The following is a 16,937-nucleotide window of genomic DNA, read 5'->3' as shown; positions in this document are numbered from 1 at the left end:
TCCGGTTTTAATTGTTTTTTGGTCAATTCAATTATATCAAACCAGATGGTTTCATGCTATTTTATTGCCAGAACTTATTGAATTTTCAAGGTGCATAGGCACTTATTCAAGTGCGAAGTTTGAGTTACTAATACCAGGATTCTTTTTAAATTTCATGTGTTTCTGGGGAGAAGAGTACGGATGGAGGTATTTCCTGCAGCCGCTTTTGCAAAAAAGATACGGAGTCTGTAAGGGGCTGGTCCTTGTTGGTGTGATCTGGGCGGTGTGGCATCTTCCGCTTACGCTCTATTATTATTCCCCGGAAGCACCAATGCAGGAAATGGTTTACCGGATTGTATTCTGCATCTGTCTTAGTTTTGTAATGGGATATTTTTATATGAAACTAAACAGCATCTGGCTTCCTGCCATCTTGCATTGTTTAAACAACGGAATGGGCGCCTTGTTTACAAATCCAACAGCTGCGTCTCAGACAGAAGCACGAATTCTTTCCTGGCCGGATGTTTTTGTTAGTTCCATCATTATACTAATATTAACAATACCGTTTTTCGTTTTGTGTCACAGAATGAAAGAAAAATTCGTCAGATCGCCAAAACTATGCGAATAAATCAAAATTCTCACAAAATTTTTACATTATTTCTAAAAAAATTTGTTTGAAATCTCTCACAAATATGCTACGATGTTAATATAGATTAATTTATGTAAGGAGTGATAAGGTTGGGCGAATTGAAGAAAAGACAACTTGAAGTGATGGATGTATTGTGGGAATCCGGTGAACCTATGATTGCATCCGAAATTGTAAAAGCAAGAGAAGATCTGAATGTCAATACTGTGCAGGCTGCCCTCAGAAGCCTTGTTAAGAAGAACTATATTGAAGTAGCGGATATCGTTTACAGCGGGACAGTATTATCAAGGAGATATCGAACTCTTATTTCTAAGGAAGATTATACAAATTCCATCGAAACAGATTTAAATAAAATTCTGCATAACCCATCCTTGTTTGCACACTACATCGATCAGATCGAAGAACCGGACCTTATTACAAGGCTTGAAGAGATCGTACATGAGAGAAAAAAACAGTTGGATAATGAATAATAAGACTATTTTATAACACGGGATCAAAGCGGTCCCGTGTTTTTCTGTGCCATCACAGCCTTTTCAAGGAACTTGCTCTGATAGCGTCACTAAGACAGTATTGAATTATTAAATCTATCATTTATATTAATGTGACATTATAAAAAGAAATATTTTATTTACAAAGTCCTTGAAACTACTCCAACAATGTGATAGGCTATTTATTAATCAAGATAGGCAGCACAAAGTTAGTATGAGAGGTAAACAAGGTGAAAAAATCAAAATACAGAAAATGGATTCTTTTATGGGGATTCCTTGTCCTGACTGGATTATTATCGATCTGTTATACACTTTACGATTCCAGAATGCTCGGAGAAGTTTTCGATCAGGTATCTCCAAATTCCGGATACCGTGAAATGCATGACGATTCTCTCTATACGGTTTCTTTTCGAAGCAGGACAGATACTGTACAGGGAATCGAGCTTTTTCTGGAGAAGATGCCTGCCGGAAATGGAAAAGATATAAAAGTCTCTTTATCCCAAAATAATAAAAAAGCAGCCGGCTGGCAGATCAGCCGTTCGGAAGTATCGGATTCTGAAACCACATATTTTCCTTTGGAAAAAGCTTTGACAAACTGTAAAGGTGACAGGATTTCCATAGAAATATCAAGCAGTGGATATACGGGAGTGAGAATCGGCGTCAGTAGTATGGATGGCACGGAGACTCCGGCCTATCGTCTGATTTCCGATCCACTGTCCAAAATACTGGTGTTCTTTCTGCTTGCCGGGATTCTGATTCTGGGATCTACTATTTTCGCAGGTTTCTATTTGTTCAGGAAAAAGTCCTTCCGGACAGAGCAGGCCTTTGTCACTATTTATATTATTCTCTGTCTGGTTTCGTTTCTGGCCATTCCTGTTTTCAATACACCGGATGAAGACCATCATTTTTACCGGATTTATGAGTTGTCACAGGGCCATTTGATCTCAGACAAACAGGTCACCACGGAAAATGGGCAGGAAGTCGTACAGGTCGGAAGAGAATTTCCGAAAGATTTATGTCCGGATGATTTTGAAACAAGAGATGTTTCACTCTGGGATGTAAAAAATCATCTGGGTGATAAGGTGGATTCCACAGAAACCGAGTTTTGTGAATTTGCAAACACTGCTTTATACGCTCCGCCATCGTATCTTCCGCAGATTATCGGAGTGAAAATAGCAGATATATTGACGGATTCGCCGCTGTTTATGGCCTATCTCGGAAGGCTGATGAACACAGTTACTTTCGGTCTCTTGGTATTTTTTGCCATCCGCCTGTCCCCGTTTGGGAAGAATCTGATTGCGATCACAGCCTTGCTCCCAATGAGTATTCAGGCAGCTAATTCCTTGTCGGCCGATGGACTGGCAATAGGGATTGTTCTCCTTTTTGTTGCTTATATTCTTTATCTGAAATATACAAAAACAGAAGTGCTCCACAAAAAGGAAATAGCTCTGTTGTATCTGTTAATTTTCTTTTTGTGCTGCTGCAAAATCGTATATGTACCATTTTGCCTTCTACTGTTTTTGATCCCGCAGAAACGGTTCAAAAGCCGGTCTGCATACAAAAGACATGTGGTGACAGCAGCAGTTATGATTGTTGTTTTGTCGCTGGGATGGCTTCTGATTGCAACATCATTTCTGGGAGGAGTCAAAGCCAACGTCAACGTCGATACAGCTAAGCAGATCAAAGGAATTTTGAAGAATCCGATTCAGTTTGTCATGACATTTGTACGTACCTTGAAAGTATATCTGAAAGAATATCTGCTGCAGTTTCTGGGCGAGCGGATGGGATGGATGAACATTTATATTCCATCATTTTTACTTTATCCGTTTTTGATTATTCTTGGCGTGGAAGTCTGCATGGATCAGGATACTGGAAAGCATGTGTTCCCAACGTATCTGCGTGTTTTCCTTGGCGGAACATCCATCTTGATTTTCCTTTTGGTTTTTGTGACACTTTATGGACAGTGGACACCTGTCGGTTACCGGCTGATTGAAGGAATTCAGGGAAGATATTTTATTCCACTGGTATTTCCGTTTTTGCTGGCAGTAAAACCAATTCGCCGGATCCATGCGCAGCAGACGGGAAACAAACAAATACCGTGGAACAGTTATACATGTGTTTTGATCCTGAATCTGTCCGTATTCCTGGTTCTGGCTGTCCATGTGCTCGCAGATTGTATTTAAAAATCAAGACTTGAAATCAAATAACGGATAAGGGATAATGATTAAGTAAGGGAAATGTTTTAATAAAAAAATATTAAAAGGGAAAAGGTGTTATGAAAAATGGATAAAATCGCTGTTTTGATTCCGTGTTATAATGAAAGCCAAACAATAGCAAAAGTAGTATCAGATTTTAAAAAGTCACTTCCGGAAGCAAAAATCTATGTGTATGATAATTGCTCGACAGATCATACGGATCTGATTGCCAGACAAGCCGGAGCGATTGTCCGATACGAAGATAAGCAGGGAAAAGGAAATGTTCTCCGGAGAATGTTTCGTGAAATTGACGCCGAATGTTATATTCTCGTTGATGGCGATGATACATATCCGGCTGAACACGCCGGAGAAATGGCGGATCTCGTTCTGAATCATCAAAAAGACATGGTGATCGGAGACCGGCTTTCTTCTACTTACTTTACAGAGAACAAACGGGCTTTTCATAATTTTGGGAACCGTCTGGTTCGGCTTTTGATCAATGCCTTGTTTAAGAGTGAACTGAGGGATATCATGACCGGATACCGTGCGTTCAGCTATCAGTTTGTGAAGAGTTTTCCAGTCTTATATCGTGGATTTGAAATCGAAACAGAAATGACCATCCATGCTGTTGATAAAAATATGAATATCGGCAGTTTGATTGTCGACTACCGAGACAGGCCTGCTGGAAGCGAATCAAAGCTGAATACATTTTCAGACGGAATTGCTGTCCTGAAAACAATCGGAAATCTATGGAAAAATTATAAGCCGCTTCACTTTTTCAGCATTCTTTCTCTGCTGCTTTTGATTGTGGCCGCTCTTGTATTCGTACCGGTGGTTTTCATCCCGTATCTGAAGACGGGACTTGTTGCCAACTTTCCTACATTAATTGTATGCGGTTTTGTTGTGATTGCAGCGTTGATTTCCTTTTTTACCGGGCTGATACTGGATTCAATTATTAAAAAGGAAAAGAGGGAATTTGAGTTTCGGCTTCAGTTGTTACAGAGAAAAGAGGTATAACTTGAAAAAACTGATTGATCAGATCATTAAATTTACGGGCGTAGGAGTACTGTGCTTTTTTATTGATTTTGCCATTCTGTACTGTCTGACAGACTGGGCCGGATGGCATTATCTTGTCTCCGCAGCGGCCGCATTCACTGGATCAGTGATTGTCAATTACATTTTAAGTGTAAAATTTGTTTTTGATACCAATGAACGTTATCAGAAATCGAGAAATTTTACGCTGTTCATTATCTTCAGCATCATTGGCCTTCTTCTGACAGAGCTGATCATGAAGATCGGTGTAGACGGCATCGGTCTGAATTATCTACTTGTCAAAATAGGAGCAACGGCTATTGTGATGGTCTATAATTTTATAACGAGAAAAAAATTTCTGGAATAACTACAAAAGAGACGGAGTGACGTGCATGGATAATTTTTTTGATTTTGGATGGCTCAATTCAGCCTTTTCTATGGGGCCATTTATTACCTGTTTTCTGACTATTTCCATTTTGTTTATTTATATACACGTTGCAATATACAACAGCAAATATACTTTTCAATCTGGTGTAAAGGCAGCCTTCATAATTGTTACAATTATAATGCTCCGGATGTTAATCCCAATTAATTTTCCATTCACATATTCAATTTATTTTAAGAATATTCTAATGAAAATTGGTGATATATTATATTACCATTTTCATTTCTTTGGACGGATCATTATGCCATCAGATATTTTATTTGGCATTTGGATTATAGTATCATTGATACTTTTGGCACGGTTTATTGCTAGACGTATTTTGGTTCGGTCTGTGCTCAAAAAATATATTCTGAATGAGGAAGATTCAGAAGTGTACAAAAGATTTATTAAAAAATCTGGTATTCATTCTTTACGTATTGCAGTTACGCCAGAAAAAACTGCATCGATTTTTGGTGTAATACGTCCTATATTAATTCTACCTCAAAAAGGAATACTTGAAGAGGATTTGAAATTTATTATTCTACACGAGTTAGAACATTATCGTCATCACGACCTTTGGATTAAATTCCTTTTAGATGTTTTATCTTGTTTTCATTGGTGGAATCCATGTATTTATTTGTTAAAACGAGATACAAATTTAGCTTTGGAATTATGTACAGATCAAAGAGTTATAAAAAATTCTGATAAAAGAGAGAAGCTGGATTATGCTGAGTCTCTCCTTCGTGTATCTAAAGCATTTGCCACTGGCACAAATAAAACTGTTTCCCAGGTGCATTATGATTTATCTCTTGTAGAAAAAGGTTCGTTGCAAATTCGAGTTCAGCGATTGCTAGATGCAAAAAGAACCAAACGACATACCCTTTTTAATGGCGTGCAAACATTATTTTTGATTTCCCTTTTGATGTTTTCAATGTTTATTGTTTTTGAGCCAGCTTCACACGAAATACCAGAAGAAGTTCAATCTGATACTTTTTCTATCACACCTGATAATGCTTACTTAATAAAAGAAAAAGGAGAGTATCATTTATACGTAAATGATGAATATCTTAGCACTATTGATCAAACTTCTGTAGAAGAGTCTTTTTCTGATATTCCTATTATTAAAGAGGAGTAAATGGCGTATGAATAAACATATTAAAACAATTCTTAATGTATTTCTGTTATGTTTTCTGCTAATTTTAGCAGAAGTTCCAGCTTTAGCATATGAACAGCCTGAAACTATGAAAGAAACAATGTCATACAGAGCTGATGAAATTGTTTGGCGATATAAAATAATTGATGGAAAAGTTCATAAGAGACAATACAATACATGAACTCAAAAATGGATCGGAAATTGGATACCTGCGTAATCCTCCCCCTGCAAATTAGGACTGATTAATTTGCAGGGGATTTTTTTCCATATCTTTATTCACTTTTACAGTCAAACCAACCAATAAATTCCCAATCTTTCATAAAAAGTATAAACCAGGACCTATAATGAAGACATATATTTTATACGCAGTCCATCTTCCATTAAGTTATCTTTCGGGTATTTTTCAGTCAGCTTGCCGTTCTTTGGATGGCTTCCGCTATGGTTAGATGGGAAAATGAAAAAGACAGAGCTGGTCATCCTCAGCGGATATTGTATCATAGTCATGAGCAATACATCGATGATGATCACAATATGTTAGAATATCAAATCATCACACGGCGAATGTCCAAAGATTGCGGAAATTGATTCTATACCGGAAAACCAGCAGTCCGAATACAGCGAGGTTTTACGTGCAACTAACGAAGAACTGCGCAAATTCGCAGAACAATTGAATGAACTTTGCAGCCGGCTGACGCTGTGCGCTGTAGGAAGCCAGAACATGCTCAATACCTGTAAAGACCTCCTCGAACAGGAAGAGCTTTAGGAATCAAGGTCTCTTTCTCTGACCGCCGTTCCTTGTTCCGTCTTCTTTTAAAAAAGTGATTGACAAACATATGTTTGGACGTTATACTTAATTACAGAAAGAACAAACGTTCGCCTTTGATGGTGAATAGTTTTTTAGAAACCGGATACACTTTTTCAAAAGAGAAGACCTGACAGGGATCGATAGAGGAGGATTGAGACTATGCAGGGAACTACAGCTACGATTCATACAAGAACAGCCAGAAGCGCAGCCGCGAGAAAGCAGCACGCGAAAAGGAAGCGTGCCGCACGTAAGAGAAGATTTCTTTTTATCTTACTTCTTTTACTTGTAGCAGTTACATCATTTACTCTTGGAAGCTTTTTATCAAGTGCCAGAGGAAGCCGTGAGGAAGATCCCTCCTATTTCAAATATTATAAAAATATTGAGGTAAAGGCGGGAGATACACTTCACAGTCTGGCCGAAGAATACAATGAGCCTTCGGTCTCTTCTGACCGTGAGTACGTCAGTGAGATCCGAAAGCTCAATCACATGAAGTCCAGTGGTTTGATTCCAGGGCAGTCCCTGATCATTACCTATTATGACACCGAATATAAGTAGGACGTTTCCCATTTATGGCCTTCTGTACCACATACCCGGTACAGAAGGCCTGTTTGTTATCCTATGTTTTTCTTCTTTTTCCCGCGTTGTACCGCATAGTATATCGGTAAACCTACCAGTGTCAGCAGAATGCTGAATACCGACATGAGCCACGCACGCATACCGGAGAGGAACAGCTGGTTAATAATAATATAGATACCGCCTGCAATAGCGATCAGCGGAACGACCGGATAACCTGGTACCCGATAGGTACGCTGCAGATCCGGACGGTCTTTCCGGTATTTCATTACACCGATAAAAGTCAGTGTATAGAAGGTCCAGCTGGAAAAGACGGCCAGATCTGTCAAAAGATTAAACTGTCCTGTCAGTGCGAGCACAGCAGCGATCGTTCCGACCAGAATCAGACTGTTCGGTGGCACCTGATTTTTATTCAGCCTTGCAAGGCGTCTGCTTCCCGGAAGGCTTCCCTTGTCAGCCAGGAAATAAGCGACACGGGATCCGGAAAAGATAAATCCGTTGCACGCTCCGAATACCGAAATCATGATTCCAACCGATACAATACGTCCGCCCATATCCCCGAACAGCGCAATGGCCACCGCGGATGCAGGCGCTGAAAGGGTGGCAAGCTCCGATGCCGGAAGTACCTGAAGGTAAGCAATATTGACGATGCAATATACTCCTGTAATAATGGAAACTCCGCCGATGATAGCAATCGGAAGATCTCTGGCAGGTTTCTTCATCTCTCCGGCGATTGCGCCTACGGATGTCCATCCCTCAAATGCAAACAATACAGCGACAATGAGCTGTCCCATTACAACAGCCGGATTCAGTCCTTCTCCGATCATCGGCTCAAAAACCGGATAATTGCCGGTGCCTTTCCAAAATCCAAAAACAGTCAGAAGAATCAGCGGAATCATCTTACACACTGTAAAAAGGATCTGGATACCTCCCCCGATCTTGGAACCAAGCGTATTTAAAAACACAATAAAAAAGATCACAAGGATCGCAAGCGGTACAATCACCGCGTCTCCGACAAACAGCGCAGCCTGCTGTGCAAAGGCTACAGCCAGTGCCGAGATCATGGCCGGATAGAAGAGAACCATCTGAGACCATCCTGCAAGGAATCCAAGCTTTGGTCCGTAGATCCTGCTGATATAAGTCGGGATCCCTCCGGTTTCCGGAATCAGGATTGCGATTTCCGAAAAAGTAAGTGCGCCTGCGATACTGATCAGACCGGTAATCAACCAGGCCAGAATGCCAAGACCGGGAGCACCTCCTGTTGCGGTAAAAATCGCCTGTGGTTTAAAAAAGACACCGGAACCAATCACACAACCCACAACGGTTGAAGTGGCAGTTGCAAGTCCCAGGTTCTTTTTCAGTCTTCCTGAATCACTTCCCTGCTGCATCTGAAACCATCCCCTTTCCTCATAGTCTATCTATATTCATCATGCATACAGAAGTTGTCTCTTTTTTGTTTCTCTAGTAGATATGGGGATTACTCCCCATATCCCTACACAAAACCGTACGTGCGCTATTAACGCATACGGCTTTTCACTCTATATTTTGTACTCTATCTGTAAAACAAACTCACTTTAATACTTGGTTCAAGCAATGGAAATGTCCTGATATCTGCTTCCACCACATAATTCGTCTTCCGATACTGTACCATCTCTATGATTTCCCTTACTGCCTGATGGCAGTTCCTGTTTGGGCGAAACCCAAAGCTCTCATTATAAAACTTCGGTTCATAAATCTGTTCCAGTATCTGTGCAATCGCATTTTCCACCAGTTTATCTTCATAACAGGAGATTCCCAGTGGTCTCATTTTGCCCTTTGTTTCTTTCGGAATATAGACTCGTCTTGCTGGATTTGGACGGTAACTTCCGTTTTTCATCCGCTTTACAAGATTCGCCAGGTTTTCCTCCAGATTCCGTTCGTAATCTTCTTTTGTCACTTTATCAATTCCATACGCTTTTCTTTTATCCATCGTTTTATGGATTGCCTTCAAAGTGTTCTCATTGATATATGACGCAAGATTTTGAACCTTTCTGTCAGTTCTGTTTGCTTTCGCTATGTTGTACTGTATTCCAAGCAACTCGTTCACCATGTTCTTCAGCTCTCTTTCGTCTGCACAGTTTCTTATCACTTGAAGCTATAAAGTGCACAGCCCTTTTCTCCATCTGCTTTCACAGACTTCTACGATACTATGGCTGTGTCGGACTTCCTGCCACTCATTTGGATTCCTGACGCATTTCTTTGTTTCGGTTTCCATACCTTTTTTTAGAGGGAACGACAGGATCTCAGCTGTTCCGATAACATACTTATCATCAGCCTCGCCAAGCTCTCAGACTGGGGGATGCCACCATAACCTCGCCATACCGGTCACGGCAGTATTGTCTGCTGTGGATAAAAACACATCGACCATTTCCAACCTCATACTAATTTCCCAGCTCAATCACTTCACTTTCGTTTCGGCTCTGCTGCTCCCTGTCCTACGCTTAAGCCTGGCGTTACCGCTTTGGCTCCAAGGACTCGGTACAGGCGGCTGGCTAGACCTTACCTGATAGGATTTTCCTACTGTATAGTTATCAGCTTACCAATGCTTGCAGAGTTTCCTCCGCTCGCCAGGGGAAATCAGCTACGCTGATTTCACAGCTCGCACTTATGTCTGATAGTATAACATAAATCCGACCGCTCCGCGACTGTCATTCTTTATGAAATCTTAAGAAACTATTGCAAGTCTCCTTTAGATTTAGAGGGTATCCTATACTTAGCAAAGGAGGAAATGGACTATGAGCATTCAGATTTTGACAGATTACTTTTTACAATATGGAGCATTTTTTATTTTTCTGATTGTTCTTCTGGAATATCTCAATCTGCCGGGGTTCCCTGCGGGTGTCATCATGCCTCTTTCCGGTATCTGGGCATCCAAAGGAGAAATTCATTTTGGCGTTGTACTGATTCTGACCGTTCTGGCCGGACTGATAGGAAGCTGGCTTTTGTATTTAATCGGGCGCCTCGGCGGAAAGACCGTGCTGGGCTGGTACTTCCGCAAATTTCCAAAGCAGGAGCCGCTTATCCGGGAAAAAATGGAGATGCTTCGGAAGAAGGGATGCATTGGTGTCTTTATCAGTAAGCTGCTCCCTGTTGCCCGCACTTTGATTTCCATTCCTGCTGGCATGATCCGGATGAATTTCTGGACCTACACCGTCAGTTCTTTTTTCGGGGTATTGGTCTGGAATCTGGTATTTGTAGGTGCCGGATACTTTCTCGGTGAAACAGCGATACTGGCGTGACAGGACTTTGTGCAGGCAGAACAGTCTAAATCATAGAAGCGTAAGAAGATCCTGACGATAATGCCAGGATCTTCTTACGCTGTCTTAGTTTCTCATTGATCAGATTTCAGATTTACCGATAGGATTTCTCATAAATAGCAGCGCATTCTTCATCGCTGAGCGGCACGCGGTCACACATGAACAGTCCGCCCATGGTTGCACGTGCGTTTTGTGCCAGTGTCAGGAATTCAGACGGTTCCATACCGTAGTCGGACATTTTCAGATCCGCTACCTGGCAGTCTTCCTGGAGCTTTCCAAGTGCTGTGATGAAGTCCATCGGATCTTTGGCATCTTTCATGCCGAGCGCCTGTGCCATTCTTACGAAACGGTCATCACAGGCATGTTTTTCGATAAAGTGAGTGAAGTATGCCTTGGAGATCATGATCAGTCCGGCACCGTGCGGCAGATCGTGATGGTAGGCGCTCATGGCGTGTTCCATCGAATGTTCGCTTGTGCAGGCGCTCAAAGTCATGACTACACCGGACAGTGTATTGGCAAATGCCACATGTTCTCTCGCCTCAATGTCAGAGCCGTCTTTCACAGCACGGGCAAGATAAGCTCCGATATTTTCGATGGCAGTCAGTGCGTACATATCACTGATCAGATTAGCCGGTGCTGCAATGTAGCACTCCACGCTGTGGAAGAGGGCATCAAATCCCTGATATGCCGTAAATTTCGGCGGAACTGATGTCATAAGCTCCGGATCTACAACAGCGATGCGCGGAAAGAGGGAATCGTATCCTCCAAAGCCGATTTTCTCCTTTGTTTCATCATTGGAAATAACGCCATACTGATCGACCTCACTTCCTGTTCCGGCCGTCGTTGTCACTGCAATAATTGGAAGCTGTTCTTCTTTCAACGGAAGGGCTTTTCCGGTTCCTCCTGCTACATAGTCCCAGAGATCCCCGTCATTTGTTGCCATTGCGGCGATTGCTTTGGACGCGTCCATAACGCTGCCTCCTCCGAGTGCAACGATAAAGTCACAGCCGTTTTCTCTGGCGTATGCTGCCCCTTCCATCACTGTGGATTTCAGCGGATTTGCCATGATTTTATTAAATACGACAAACGGAATGCCGGCTTTCTCAAGCTCTTCCTGTGTACGGGAGAGTGCGCCGTTTTCGATCGTGGATTTTCCGTTTGAAATGATAATCAGCGCTTTTGTTCCAGGCATTGCCTGTTCATGAAGATGATTTAACTGTCCTGCTCCGAACAGGATTCTTGTCGGTACATACATTTGAAAACTCATTTTGCTTTACCTCCTGATTGACTTCTATTGTATTTACAGGTATAATTTCTTTGAACTTAACCTTCGTTTAGAATATACAACTTAAAGTCAACTTTAAGTCAATAGAAAAATATAAAAAACTGAAAAAAGGTGGTGAAAAGATGTATTATACGATCGGAGAAGCGGCAAAGAGAATGAATCTCTCCACGTCTGCTCTGCGCTATTACGACAAAGAGGGTCTGCTGCCGTTTGTAGAGCGGACAAGCGGCGGAATCCGGATGTTTCAGGATGAGGATTTTGACTGGCTTGAGATCATCGAGTGCCTGAAAAAGACCGGGATGCCGATCAAGGAGATCAAAGAGTTTGTAGACTGGAGCATGGAGGGCGACTCCACCATCGACCAGAGACTGGAGCTCATCAAAGAGCAGCAGGAAGTCGTGAGGCTTCAGATAGAGGCTATTCAGGAAAATCTGAAGATTCTGAATTACAAGCGCTGGTATTACGAGACAGCAAAGCAGGCTGGCACCTGCGACGTGCACAAGACAATGAAGCCGGAGGACATCCCGGAGGAATTCCGTGAGATTGCCCTTCACAATAAGAAAAAGAATATCGTTACGCTGGAAAGGCCGGGAAAAGGCAATGAAAGAGAATACTTATGACAATGAACTTTTTTTCAAGAAATACAGCGAGATGCTCCGATCCAGAGAAGGATTAGACGGTGCGGGAGAGTGGAGCGAACTGAAAAAGCTTCTCCCGGATTTTAAAGACCGCAGTGTCCTGGATCTGGGATGCGGGTACGGATGGCACTGTGGATATGCCGCTGCCAACGGGGCATCCCGTGTACTCGGAACAGATATTTCCGCAAAAATGATCGAGACCGCCAAAGAGAAAAACAACCGTCCGAAGATTACCTACCGTCAGAGTGCTATGGAAGATCTGGACCTGGAAGACGGATCATTTGACATCGTATTAAGTTCTCTCGCATTTCACTATGTCGAAAATTTTGAGGCGGTCGTAAAAAAAATTCACCGCTGGCTGACACCGGGAGGATATTTTACCTTTTCTGTAGAACATCCGGTATTTACGGCTTATGGAAGCCAGGACTGGTACTACGATGAAGAGGGAAACATCCTGCACTTCCCGGTAGATAATTACTACTATGAAGGGCAGCGGGACGCCGTCTTTCTTGGAGAGCATGTGACCAAATATCACCGGACACTGACAACGTATCTCCAGACACTTTTTGCAAACGGGTTTACGCTTCTGGATCTTGTGGAGCCGATGCCGCCGCAGGAGATGATTGATCTTCCCGGAATGAAAGATGAGATGCGCAGGCCGATGATGCTTCTGATCGCAGCACAGAAAAAAGACTGATGGAATTCATTTCCGTCAGTCTTTTTTTGTATTTTTTTATTCGCCGATCAGTACATCCAGTACGTCCCGGATTTTTCTGACCGGGATAATGGTCAGACGTTCTTTTACTTCCTCTGCCACATCTTCCAGATCTTCCACATTGTCCTGCGGAATGAATACCTTCTCGATTCCGGCTCTCTGAGCCGCCATCAGTTTTTCCGGCAGACCGCCGATCGGGAGAACATATCCACGCAGGGAAACTTCGCCTGTCATGGCATATTCCGTAGGTACTGCCTTTCCTGTCACAAGAGAGGAGAGGGCGGTAACCAGTGTGATGCCGGCGGACGGTCCGTCTTTCGGGATCGCTCCTGCCGGAATATGAATATGTAAATCGTGATCCTCCAGTACCTTTGTCTCTTCCGGATAATAAATTTTGACAAGACTCAGGGCAATCTGGATGGACTCCTTCATCACGTCTCCCAGCTGTCCTGTGATGGTGACTTTACCGTCACCCCGCATCAGACGGCTTTCGATATAAAGGATCTCTCCGCCGGCAGCAGTCCAGGCAAGGCCGGTCACAGTTCCCGGATCTGCCTCGGTAAGCCTCATGTCATGATGCAGCTGTTTTCTTCCAAGCAGTGTACGCAGATCTCCCGGCTGGACAGAGAGCTTCTCCTCCGGATTTTTCACAAGCCGGACAGCCAGTGCCCTGCACATGGCATCGATCTGCTTTTTCAGTCCACGGACACCAGACTCCATCGTGTATTCTGTAATGATCTGTCTTAAGACTTCTTCCGGAATCTCCAGCTTTTCCGCCGGAATCCCCATGGCTTTTTCCGCCTTTGGAATCAGGTGGCGTTTGGCAATCTGAAGTTTTTCTACTTCCGTGTATCCGCTGAAGGAGATAACCTCCATCCTGTTCAGAAGCGGTTCCGGAATGGTATCGGTTGTATTCGCCGTACAAATAAACAGAACATTGGAAAGATCATACGGAACATTGAGATAGTGGTCCGTAAAGGTATTGTTCTGTTCCGGATCAAGCACCTCCAGAAGGGCGCTCGCCGGATCGCCGCTGTAATCTTTGGAGAGTTTATCTACCTCATCCAGTACGACAACCGGATTGGAAGATCCGCTGCGCTTAATGCCCTGCATGATCCGGCCCGGCATGGCTCCGATATAGGTCCGCCTGTGTCCGCGAATCTCCGCCTCATCCCGGACGCCGCCCAGGCTGATTCGTGCGTAGGACCGTCCAAGGGCTCTGGCAATGCTCTGTCCGATACTTGTCTTTCCGGTTCCCGGTGCACCGGTAAACAGAAGGATCGAGCCGGACTGTTTCTTGTTCAGGGACATAACGGCAATCTGCTGGATAATCCGCTCCTTGACCTTCTTCAGGCCGTAGTGGTCTTCATCCAGAATCCGCTGTGCCTCATCCAGATCTACCGGTGAGGACTCCGGCATCTCCCAGGAAAGAGAAGTAAGGAAATCCAGATAATCATACAGCATTCCGTACTCGTGACCGTCCTGGCCTTCCTGTTTCATTCGTCCAAGTACTTTTTCCGCCTCTTTTCTTGCGGTCTCGTTCATTTTGGATTCTTCAATTTTCTTTTCAAACATCTGGATATCCGTCACATTTTCCGGATGCATTTCATCCAGTTCCTGCTGCAGATATCCGATCTGTTTTTTGATGGCTGCCTCCCGGTACAGCTGTTCCTGATCATCTTTCTGCGCGCTTTGTGCTTCCTCGGAAACTTTGGAAACTTCCACAAGCTCATATATGGCCTGCTCCATACGATTAAAGCGCTCCCTTTCTGAATCTGCCGCAAGAATCTGATATTTTTCATCCGGTGTCAGATTCAGATATTCCGTCAGTGTACAGACCGCTTCCTCCATATTGTTCCACTGAAGGATATAGCTTCTGGCCCACATTCCCCACTGGTATTTCTGCACAAACTGCAGAAGCGCACGCTGGATCCGTGTAAACCGCTCGGATTCTTCTTCCTTCGGCAGATCATCTACCTCTGCCCGGACACATGCCTCCGCCTCAATATACCCGTCGTGAATTTCGATCTCTGAAATATCTACCCTTTCCAGAGTATGAACATGGATACTGCCGTCTTCCTCGATCGAATCGATCCGGGCCGAAACGCCGATCGGATAAAAGTCCTCAGGCTGCAGTTCTTCCCGCGGTTTATTATCCCGCAGAACGAGGAAAAGGATTCGTTCCTGTGCTTCTATCTGAACCGGACTCCAGTCTTTTAAGAAATCATTCTTGAAATAGTAATTTACATCCGGAAGCAATACAAGATTATACATTGGTCTTACAATCATAAAACCCCTCCTTATTAGCCAACATACTTATTGAGTGCTAACGATTATAAAATAACATGATTTTCAGCGGTTGTCAAACAGATGTAAAAGAAAGGTTTATTTTGTCGTACAGCACCCGGTTCTAGTATATCTTTTACAATTTCCTCATAATTTTCTCACATTTTTCCGCTAAGGTAAATCTGGTGTAGAATTACACAATTATATTATGAAACTATCAGGATGAGGAGATATACAATGAATGATTATCATAAAAAAGCGGAAGCAGTCCTTCAACAGGTCAATCAGGTGATCCTTGGAGGACGAAGAAGATTCCAATGCAGATACCGACAGTCAGGAAGCAGAAGAAGAGGGAATCAGCCTTCGCTTATCCGAATATTTCCACGTATGGTATCTGATCCCTGCTCTGGCTTTCATCGTCATTCTTGTTCTGCTGAGGCGTACGATTCTTCTGAAACGTGCCGCCGGATATCAGGTGCGCCAGTCCTTTGGATATCTGATTCTGATCCTGCATGCGTGTGGAAAAATGAAATCCTTTCATGGGGCAGAAGCAGACTTTGCAGACATTTTGAAAACAACGGTACCGGTTCTTAAAAATGAAGAGATCCGGAGCATGATGGCCGCTGTCAATGCGGCCGCTTATGGCGACAAAGCGCCTTCTGAAGAGGAAAATGTGCTTCTTCGCGGAATCTGCCAAAAGACAGTACGGTTCTTCTATGCGTCCGCAAATCCGTTCAAAAAATTTCTGCTTCGGTTCTGGAATGCATTTTTATAAAATTTTTAGAAGAAGATTCTGCATAAATATGTTATAATAAGGTATAATTTGTCACAGTTTCCTGTGAAAATGAAAAGAGGGAAATAGGTATGGAACATAAAGGAACATGTCTTCTTGAGACGGACCGGCTGTATCTTGGCCGGTTTACAATGAAAGACGTCCATGCTGTCTATGAAAACTGGGCAAAAGATCCGCACGTCACAAAATTTCTTTCCTGGCCTGCACATGTCGATCCTGACCTTACCAGACAGATTCTTCTGGAATGGATCGAATCCTATCTAAAGCCTGATTTTTACCAGTGGAGTATCACGCTAAAAGACTGCCCCGAAAACCCGATCGGAACTATCAGCGCAGTCAAGATTGATGAGGAGCTTGAGAGCATTTCCATCGGATACTGTCTTGGAAGTGCCTGGTGGAACCGTGGAATTATGACGGAGACACTTTCTGCCATTATAAGCTTTTTCTTTGAGCAGGTGGGCGTCAACCGGATTGAAGCCTGTCACGATACAGAGAATCCTGCCTCCGGAAAAGTCATGCAGAAATGCCGCATGACATATGAGGGGACTCTTCGTCAGGGCGGGAAGAATAACCGGGGAATTGTGGATCTGGCCGTTTACAGTATTCTGGCAGAGGAGTATGCGACTTTATGA

17 protein-coding genes are annotated in these 16,937 nt (G+C 43.2%); 13 read left to right on the top strand and 4 right to left on the bottom strand.

Going from position 1 to position 16,937, the window contains the following annotated elements:
• From Selli1_RS11590 to Selli1_RS11555, 8 genes are all read left to right on the top strand, one after another.
• A partial coding sequence (locus Selli1_RS11590) for a CPBP family intramembrane glutamic endopeptidase (RefSeq protein ID WP_281873065.1) occupies positions 1–604 on the top strand: 604 nt, incomplete at its 5' end.
• Between the two features lie 110 nt (positions 605–714).
• A complete protein-coding gene (locus tag Selli1_RS11585; RefSeq protein ID WP_243097604.1) occupies positions 715–1,092 on the top strand; it encodes a BlaI/MecI/CopY family transcriptional regulator in 378 nt (125 codons plus the stop codon).
• Positions 1,093–1,340: 248 nt separating this feature from the next.
• Positions 1,341–3,293 (top strand): DUF2142 domain-containing protein, encoded by a 1,953-nt coding sequence (locus Selli1_RS11580; RefSeq protein ID WP_281873064.1) that lies wholly within the window; start codon positions 1,341–1,343, stop codon positions 3,291–3,293.
• 99 nt (positions 3,294–3,392) lie between these two features.
• On the top strand, positions 3,393–4,322 hold the full coding sequence (locus Selli1_RS11575; RefSeq protein ID WP_281873063.1) for a glycosyltransferase family 2 protein: 930 nt from the start codon (positions 3,393–3,395) through the stop codon (positions 4,320–4,322).
• 1 nt (position 4,323) lies between these two features.
• The gene (locus Selli1_RS11570; RefSeq protein ID WP_281873062.1) at positions 4,324–4,704 is read left to right on the top strand and encodes a GtrA family protein; all 381 of its coding nucleotides are present in this window, start codon (positions 4,324–4,326) and stop codon (positions 4,702–4,704) included.
• 25 nt (positions 4,705–4,729) lie between these two features.
• Positions 4,730–5,896, top strand: a complete 1,167-nt coding sequence (locus Selli1_RS11565; protein WP_281873060.1) for a M56 family metallopeptidase — start codon at positions 4,730–4,732, stop codon at positions 5,894–5,896.
• A 7-nt stretch (positions 5,897–5,903) separates the two neighbouring features.
• A complete protein-coding gene (locus Selli1_RS11560; RefSeq protein ID WP_281873059.1) occupies positions 5,904–6,095 on the top strand; it encodes a hypothetical protein in 192 nt (63 codons plus the stop codon).
• Positions 6,096–6,878: 783 nt separating this feature from the next.
• Positions 6,879–7,274, top strand: coding sequence for a LysM peptidoglycan-binding domain-containing protein (locus tag Selli1_RS11555; protein WP_087167891.1), 396 nt, complete (start codon positions 6,879–6,881; stop codon positions 7,272–7,274).
• Positions 7,275–7,330: 56 nt separating this feature from the next.
• On the opposite strand, the gene Selli1_RS11550 is transcribed toward Selli1_RS11555, so the two are convergent.
• Together Selli1_RS11550 and Selli1_RS11545 are read right to left on the bottom strand one after the other, a co-directional pair.
• A complete protein-coding gene (locus tag Selli1_RS11550; protein WP_281873058.1) occupies positions 7,331–8,680 on the bottom strand; it encodes an APC family permease in 1,350 nt (449 codons plus the stop codon).
• A 164-nt stretch (positions 8,681–8,844) separates the two neighbouring features.
• Positions 8,845–9,381 carry a reverse transcriptase domain-containing protein gene (locus Selli1_RS11545; protein WP_281873057.1) on the bottom strand — a complete coding sequence of 179 codons (537 nt, stop codon included), beginning with the start codon at positions 9,379–9,381 and terminating at the stop codon, positions 8,845–8,847.
• Between the two features lie 685 nt (positions 9,382–10,066).
• Here Selli1_RS11545 and Selli1_RS11540 point away from each other — a divergent pair.
• Positions 10,067–10,570 (top strand): DedA family protein, encoded by a 504-nt coding sequence (locus Selli1_RS11540; RefSeq protein WP_118638071.1) that lies wholly within the window; start codon positions 10,067–10,069, stop codon positions 10,568–10,570.
• Positions 10,571–10,682: 112 nt separating this feature from the next.
• Here the strand turns inward: Selli1_RS11540 and Selli1_RS11535 are convergent, their stop codons facing one another.
• Positions 10,683–11,855 (bottom strand): iron-containing alcohol dehydrogenase, encoded by a 1,173-nt coding sequence (locus Selli1_RS11535; RefSeq protein ID WP_281873055.1) that lies wholly within the window; start codon positions 11,853–11,855, stop codon positions 10,683–10,685.
• A gap of 140 nt (positions 11,856–11,995) precedes the next feature.
• Here Selli1_RS11535 and Selli1_RS11530 point away from each other — a divergent pair, with 140 nt between their 5' ends.
• Both Selli1_RS11530 and Selli1_RS11525 read left to right on the top strand, forming a co-directional pair.
• Positions 11,996–12,493 carry a MerR family transcriptional regulator gene (locus Selli1_RS11530; RefSeq protein ID WP_281873054.1) on the top strand — a complete coding sequence of 166 codons (498 nt, stop codon included), beginning with the start codon at positions 11,996–11,998 and terminating at the stop codon, positions 12,491–12,493.
• Positions 12,474–13,208, top strand: a complete 735-nt coding sequence (locus Selli1_RS11525) for a class I SAM-dependent methyltransferase (RefSeq protein ID WP_281873053.1) — start codon at positions 12,474–12,476, stop codon at positions 13,206–13,208. The genes Selli1_RS11530 and Selli1_RS11525 overlap by 20 nt, the downstream gene beginning before the upstream one ends.
• 36 nt (positions 13,209–13,244) lie before the next feature.
• Here Selli1_RS11525 and lon read toward each other — a convergent pair whose 3' ends face one another.
• A complete protein-coding gene (gene lon, locus Selli1_RS11520; protein ID WP_281844872.1) occupies positions 13,245–15,515 on the bottom strand; it encodes an endopeptidase La in 2,271 nt (756 codons plus the stop codon).
• 292 nt (positions 15,516–15,807) lie between these two features.
• Between lon and Selli1_RS11515 the strand changes: the two genes are divergently transcribed.
• Both Selli1_RS11515 and Selli1_RS11510 read left to right on the top strand, forming a co-directional pair.
• The gene (locus tag Selli1_RS11515; RefSeq protein ID WP_204863873.1) at positions 15,808–16,287 is read left to right on the top strand and encodes a hypothetical protein; all 480 of its coding nucleotides are present in this window, start codon (positions 15,808–15,810) and stop codon (positions 16,285–16,287) included.
• 89 nt (positions 16,288–16,376) lie between these two features.
• Positions 16,377–16,937: a GNAT family N-acetyltransferase gene (locus Selli1_RS11510; RefSeq protein WP_118638059.1), complete on the top strand. Its 561-nt coding sequence runs from the start codon at positions 16,377–16,379 to the stop codon at positions 16,935–16,937.

Source organism: Sellimonas catena (assembly GCF_027924685.1).
In the GTDB taxonomy this organism is placed as follows: domain Bacteria; phylum Bacillota; class Clostridia; order Lachnospirales; family Lachnospiraceae; genus Sellimonas; species Sellimonas catena.
The sequence above is the reverse complement of the archived record's forward strand: the minus strand, read 5'-3'. Positions and strand labels throughout refer to the sequence as shown.

Coding starts and splice junctions, on each gene's coding strand:
- Selli1_RS11575 (WP_281873063.1), top strand. CDS start 3,393: ATGGATAAAATCGCTGTTTTGATTCCGTGTTATAATGAAAGCCAAACA.
- Selli1_RS11565 (WP_281873060.1), top strand. CDS start 4,730: ATGGATAATTTTTTTGATTTTGGATGGCTCAATTCAGCCTTTTCTATG.
- Selli1_RS11560 (WP_281873059.1), top strand. CDS start 5,904: ATGAATAAACATATTAAAACAATTCTTAATGTATTTCTGTTATGTTTT.
- Selli1_RS11555 (WP_087167891.1), top strand. CDS start 6,879: ATGCAGGGAACTACAGCTACGATTCATACAAGAACAGCCAGAAGCGCA.
- Selli1_RS11550 (WP_281873058.1), bottom strand. CDS start 8,680: ATGCAGCAGGGAAGTGATTCAGGAAGACTGAAAAAGAACCTGGGACTT.
- Selli1_RS11545 (WP_281873057.1), bottom strand. CDS start 9,381: ATGGTGAACGAGTTGCTTGGAATACAGTACAACATAGCGAAAGCAAAC.
- Selli1_RS11540 (WP_118638071.1), top strand. CDS start 10,067: ATGAGCATTCAGATTTTGACAGATTACTTTTTACAATATGGAGCATTT.
- Selli1_RS11535 (WP_281873055.1), bottom strand. CDS start 11,855: ATGAGTTTTCAAATGTATGTACCGACAAGAATCCTGTTCGGAGCAGGA.
- Selli1_RS11530 (WP_281873054.1), top strand. CDS start 11,996: ATGTATTATACGATCGGAGAAGCGGCAAAGAGAATGAATCTCTCCACG.
- Selli1_RS11525 (WP_281873053.1), top strand. CDS start 12,474: ATGAAAGAGAATACTTATGACAATGAACTTTTTTTCAAGAAATACAGC.
- lon (WP_281844872.1), bottom strand. CDS start 15,515: ATGATTGTAAGACCAATGTATAATCTTGTATTGCTTCCGGATGTAAAT.
- Selli1_RS11510 (WP_118638059.1), top strand. CDS start 16,377: ATGGAACATAAAGGAACATGTCTTCTTGAGACGGACCGGCTGTATCTT.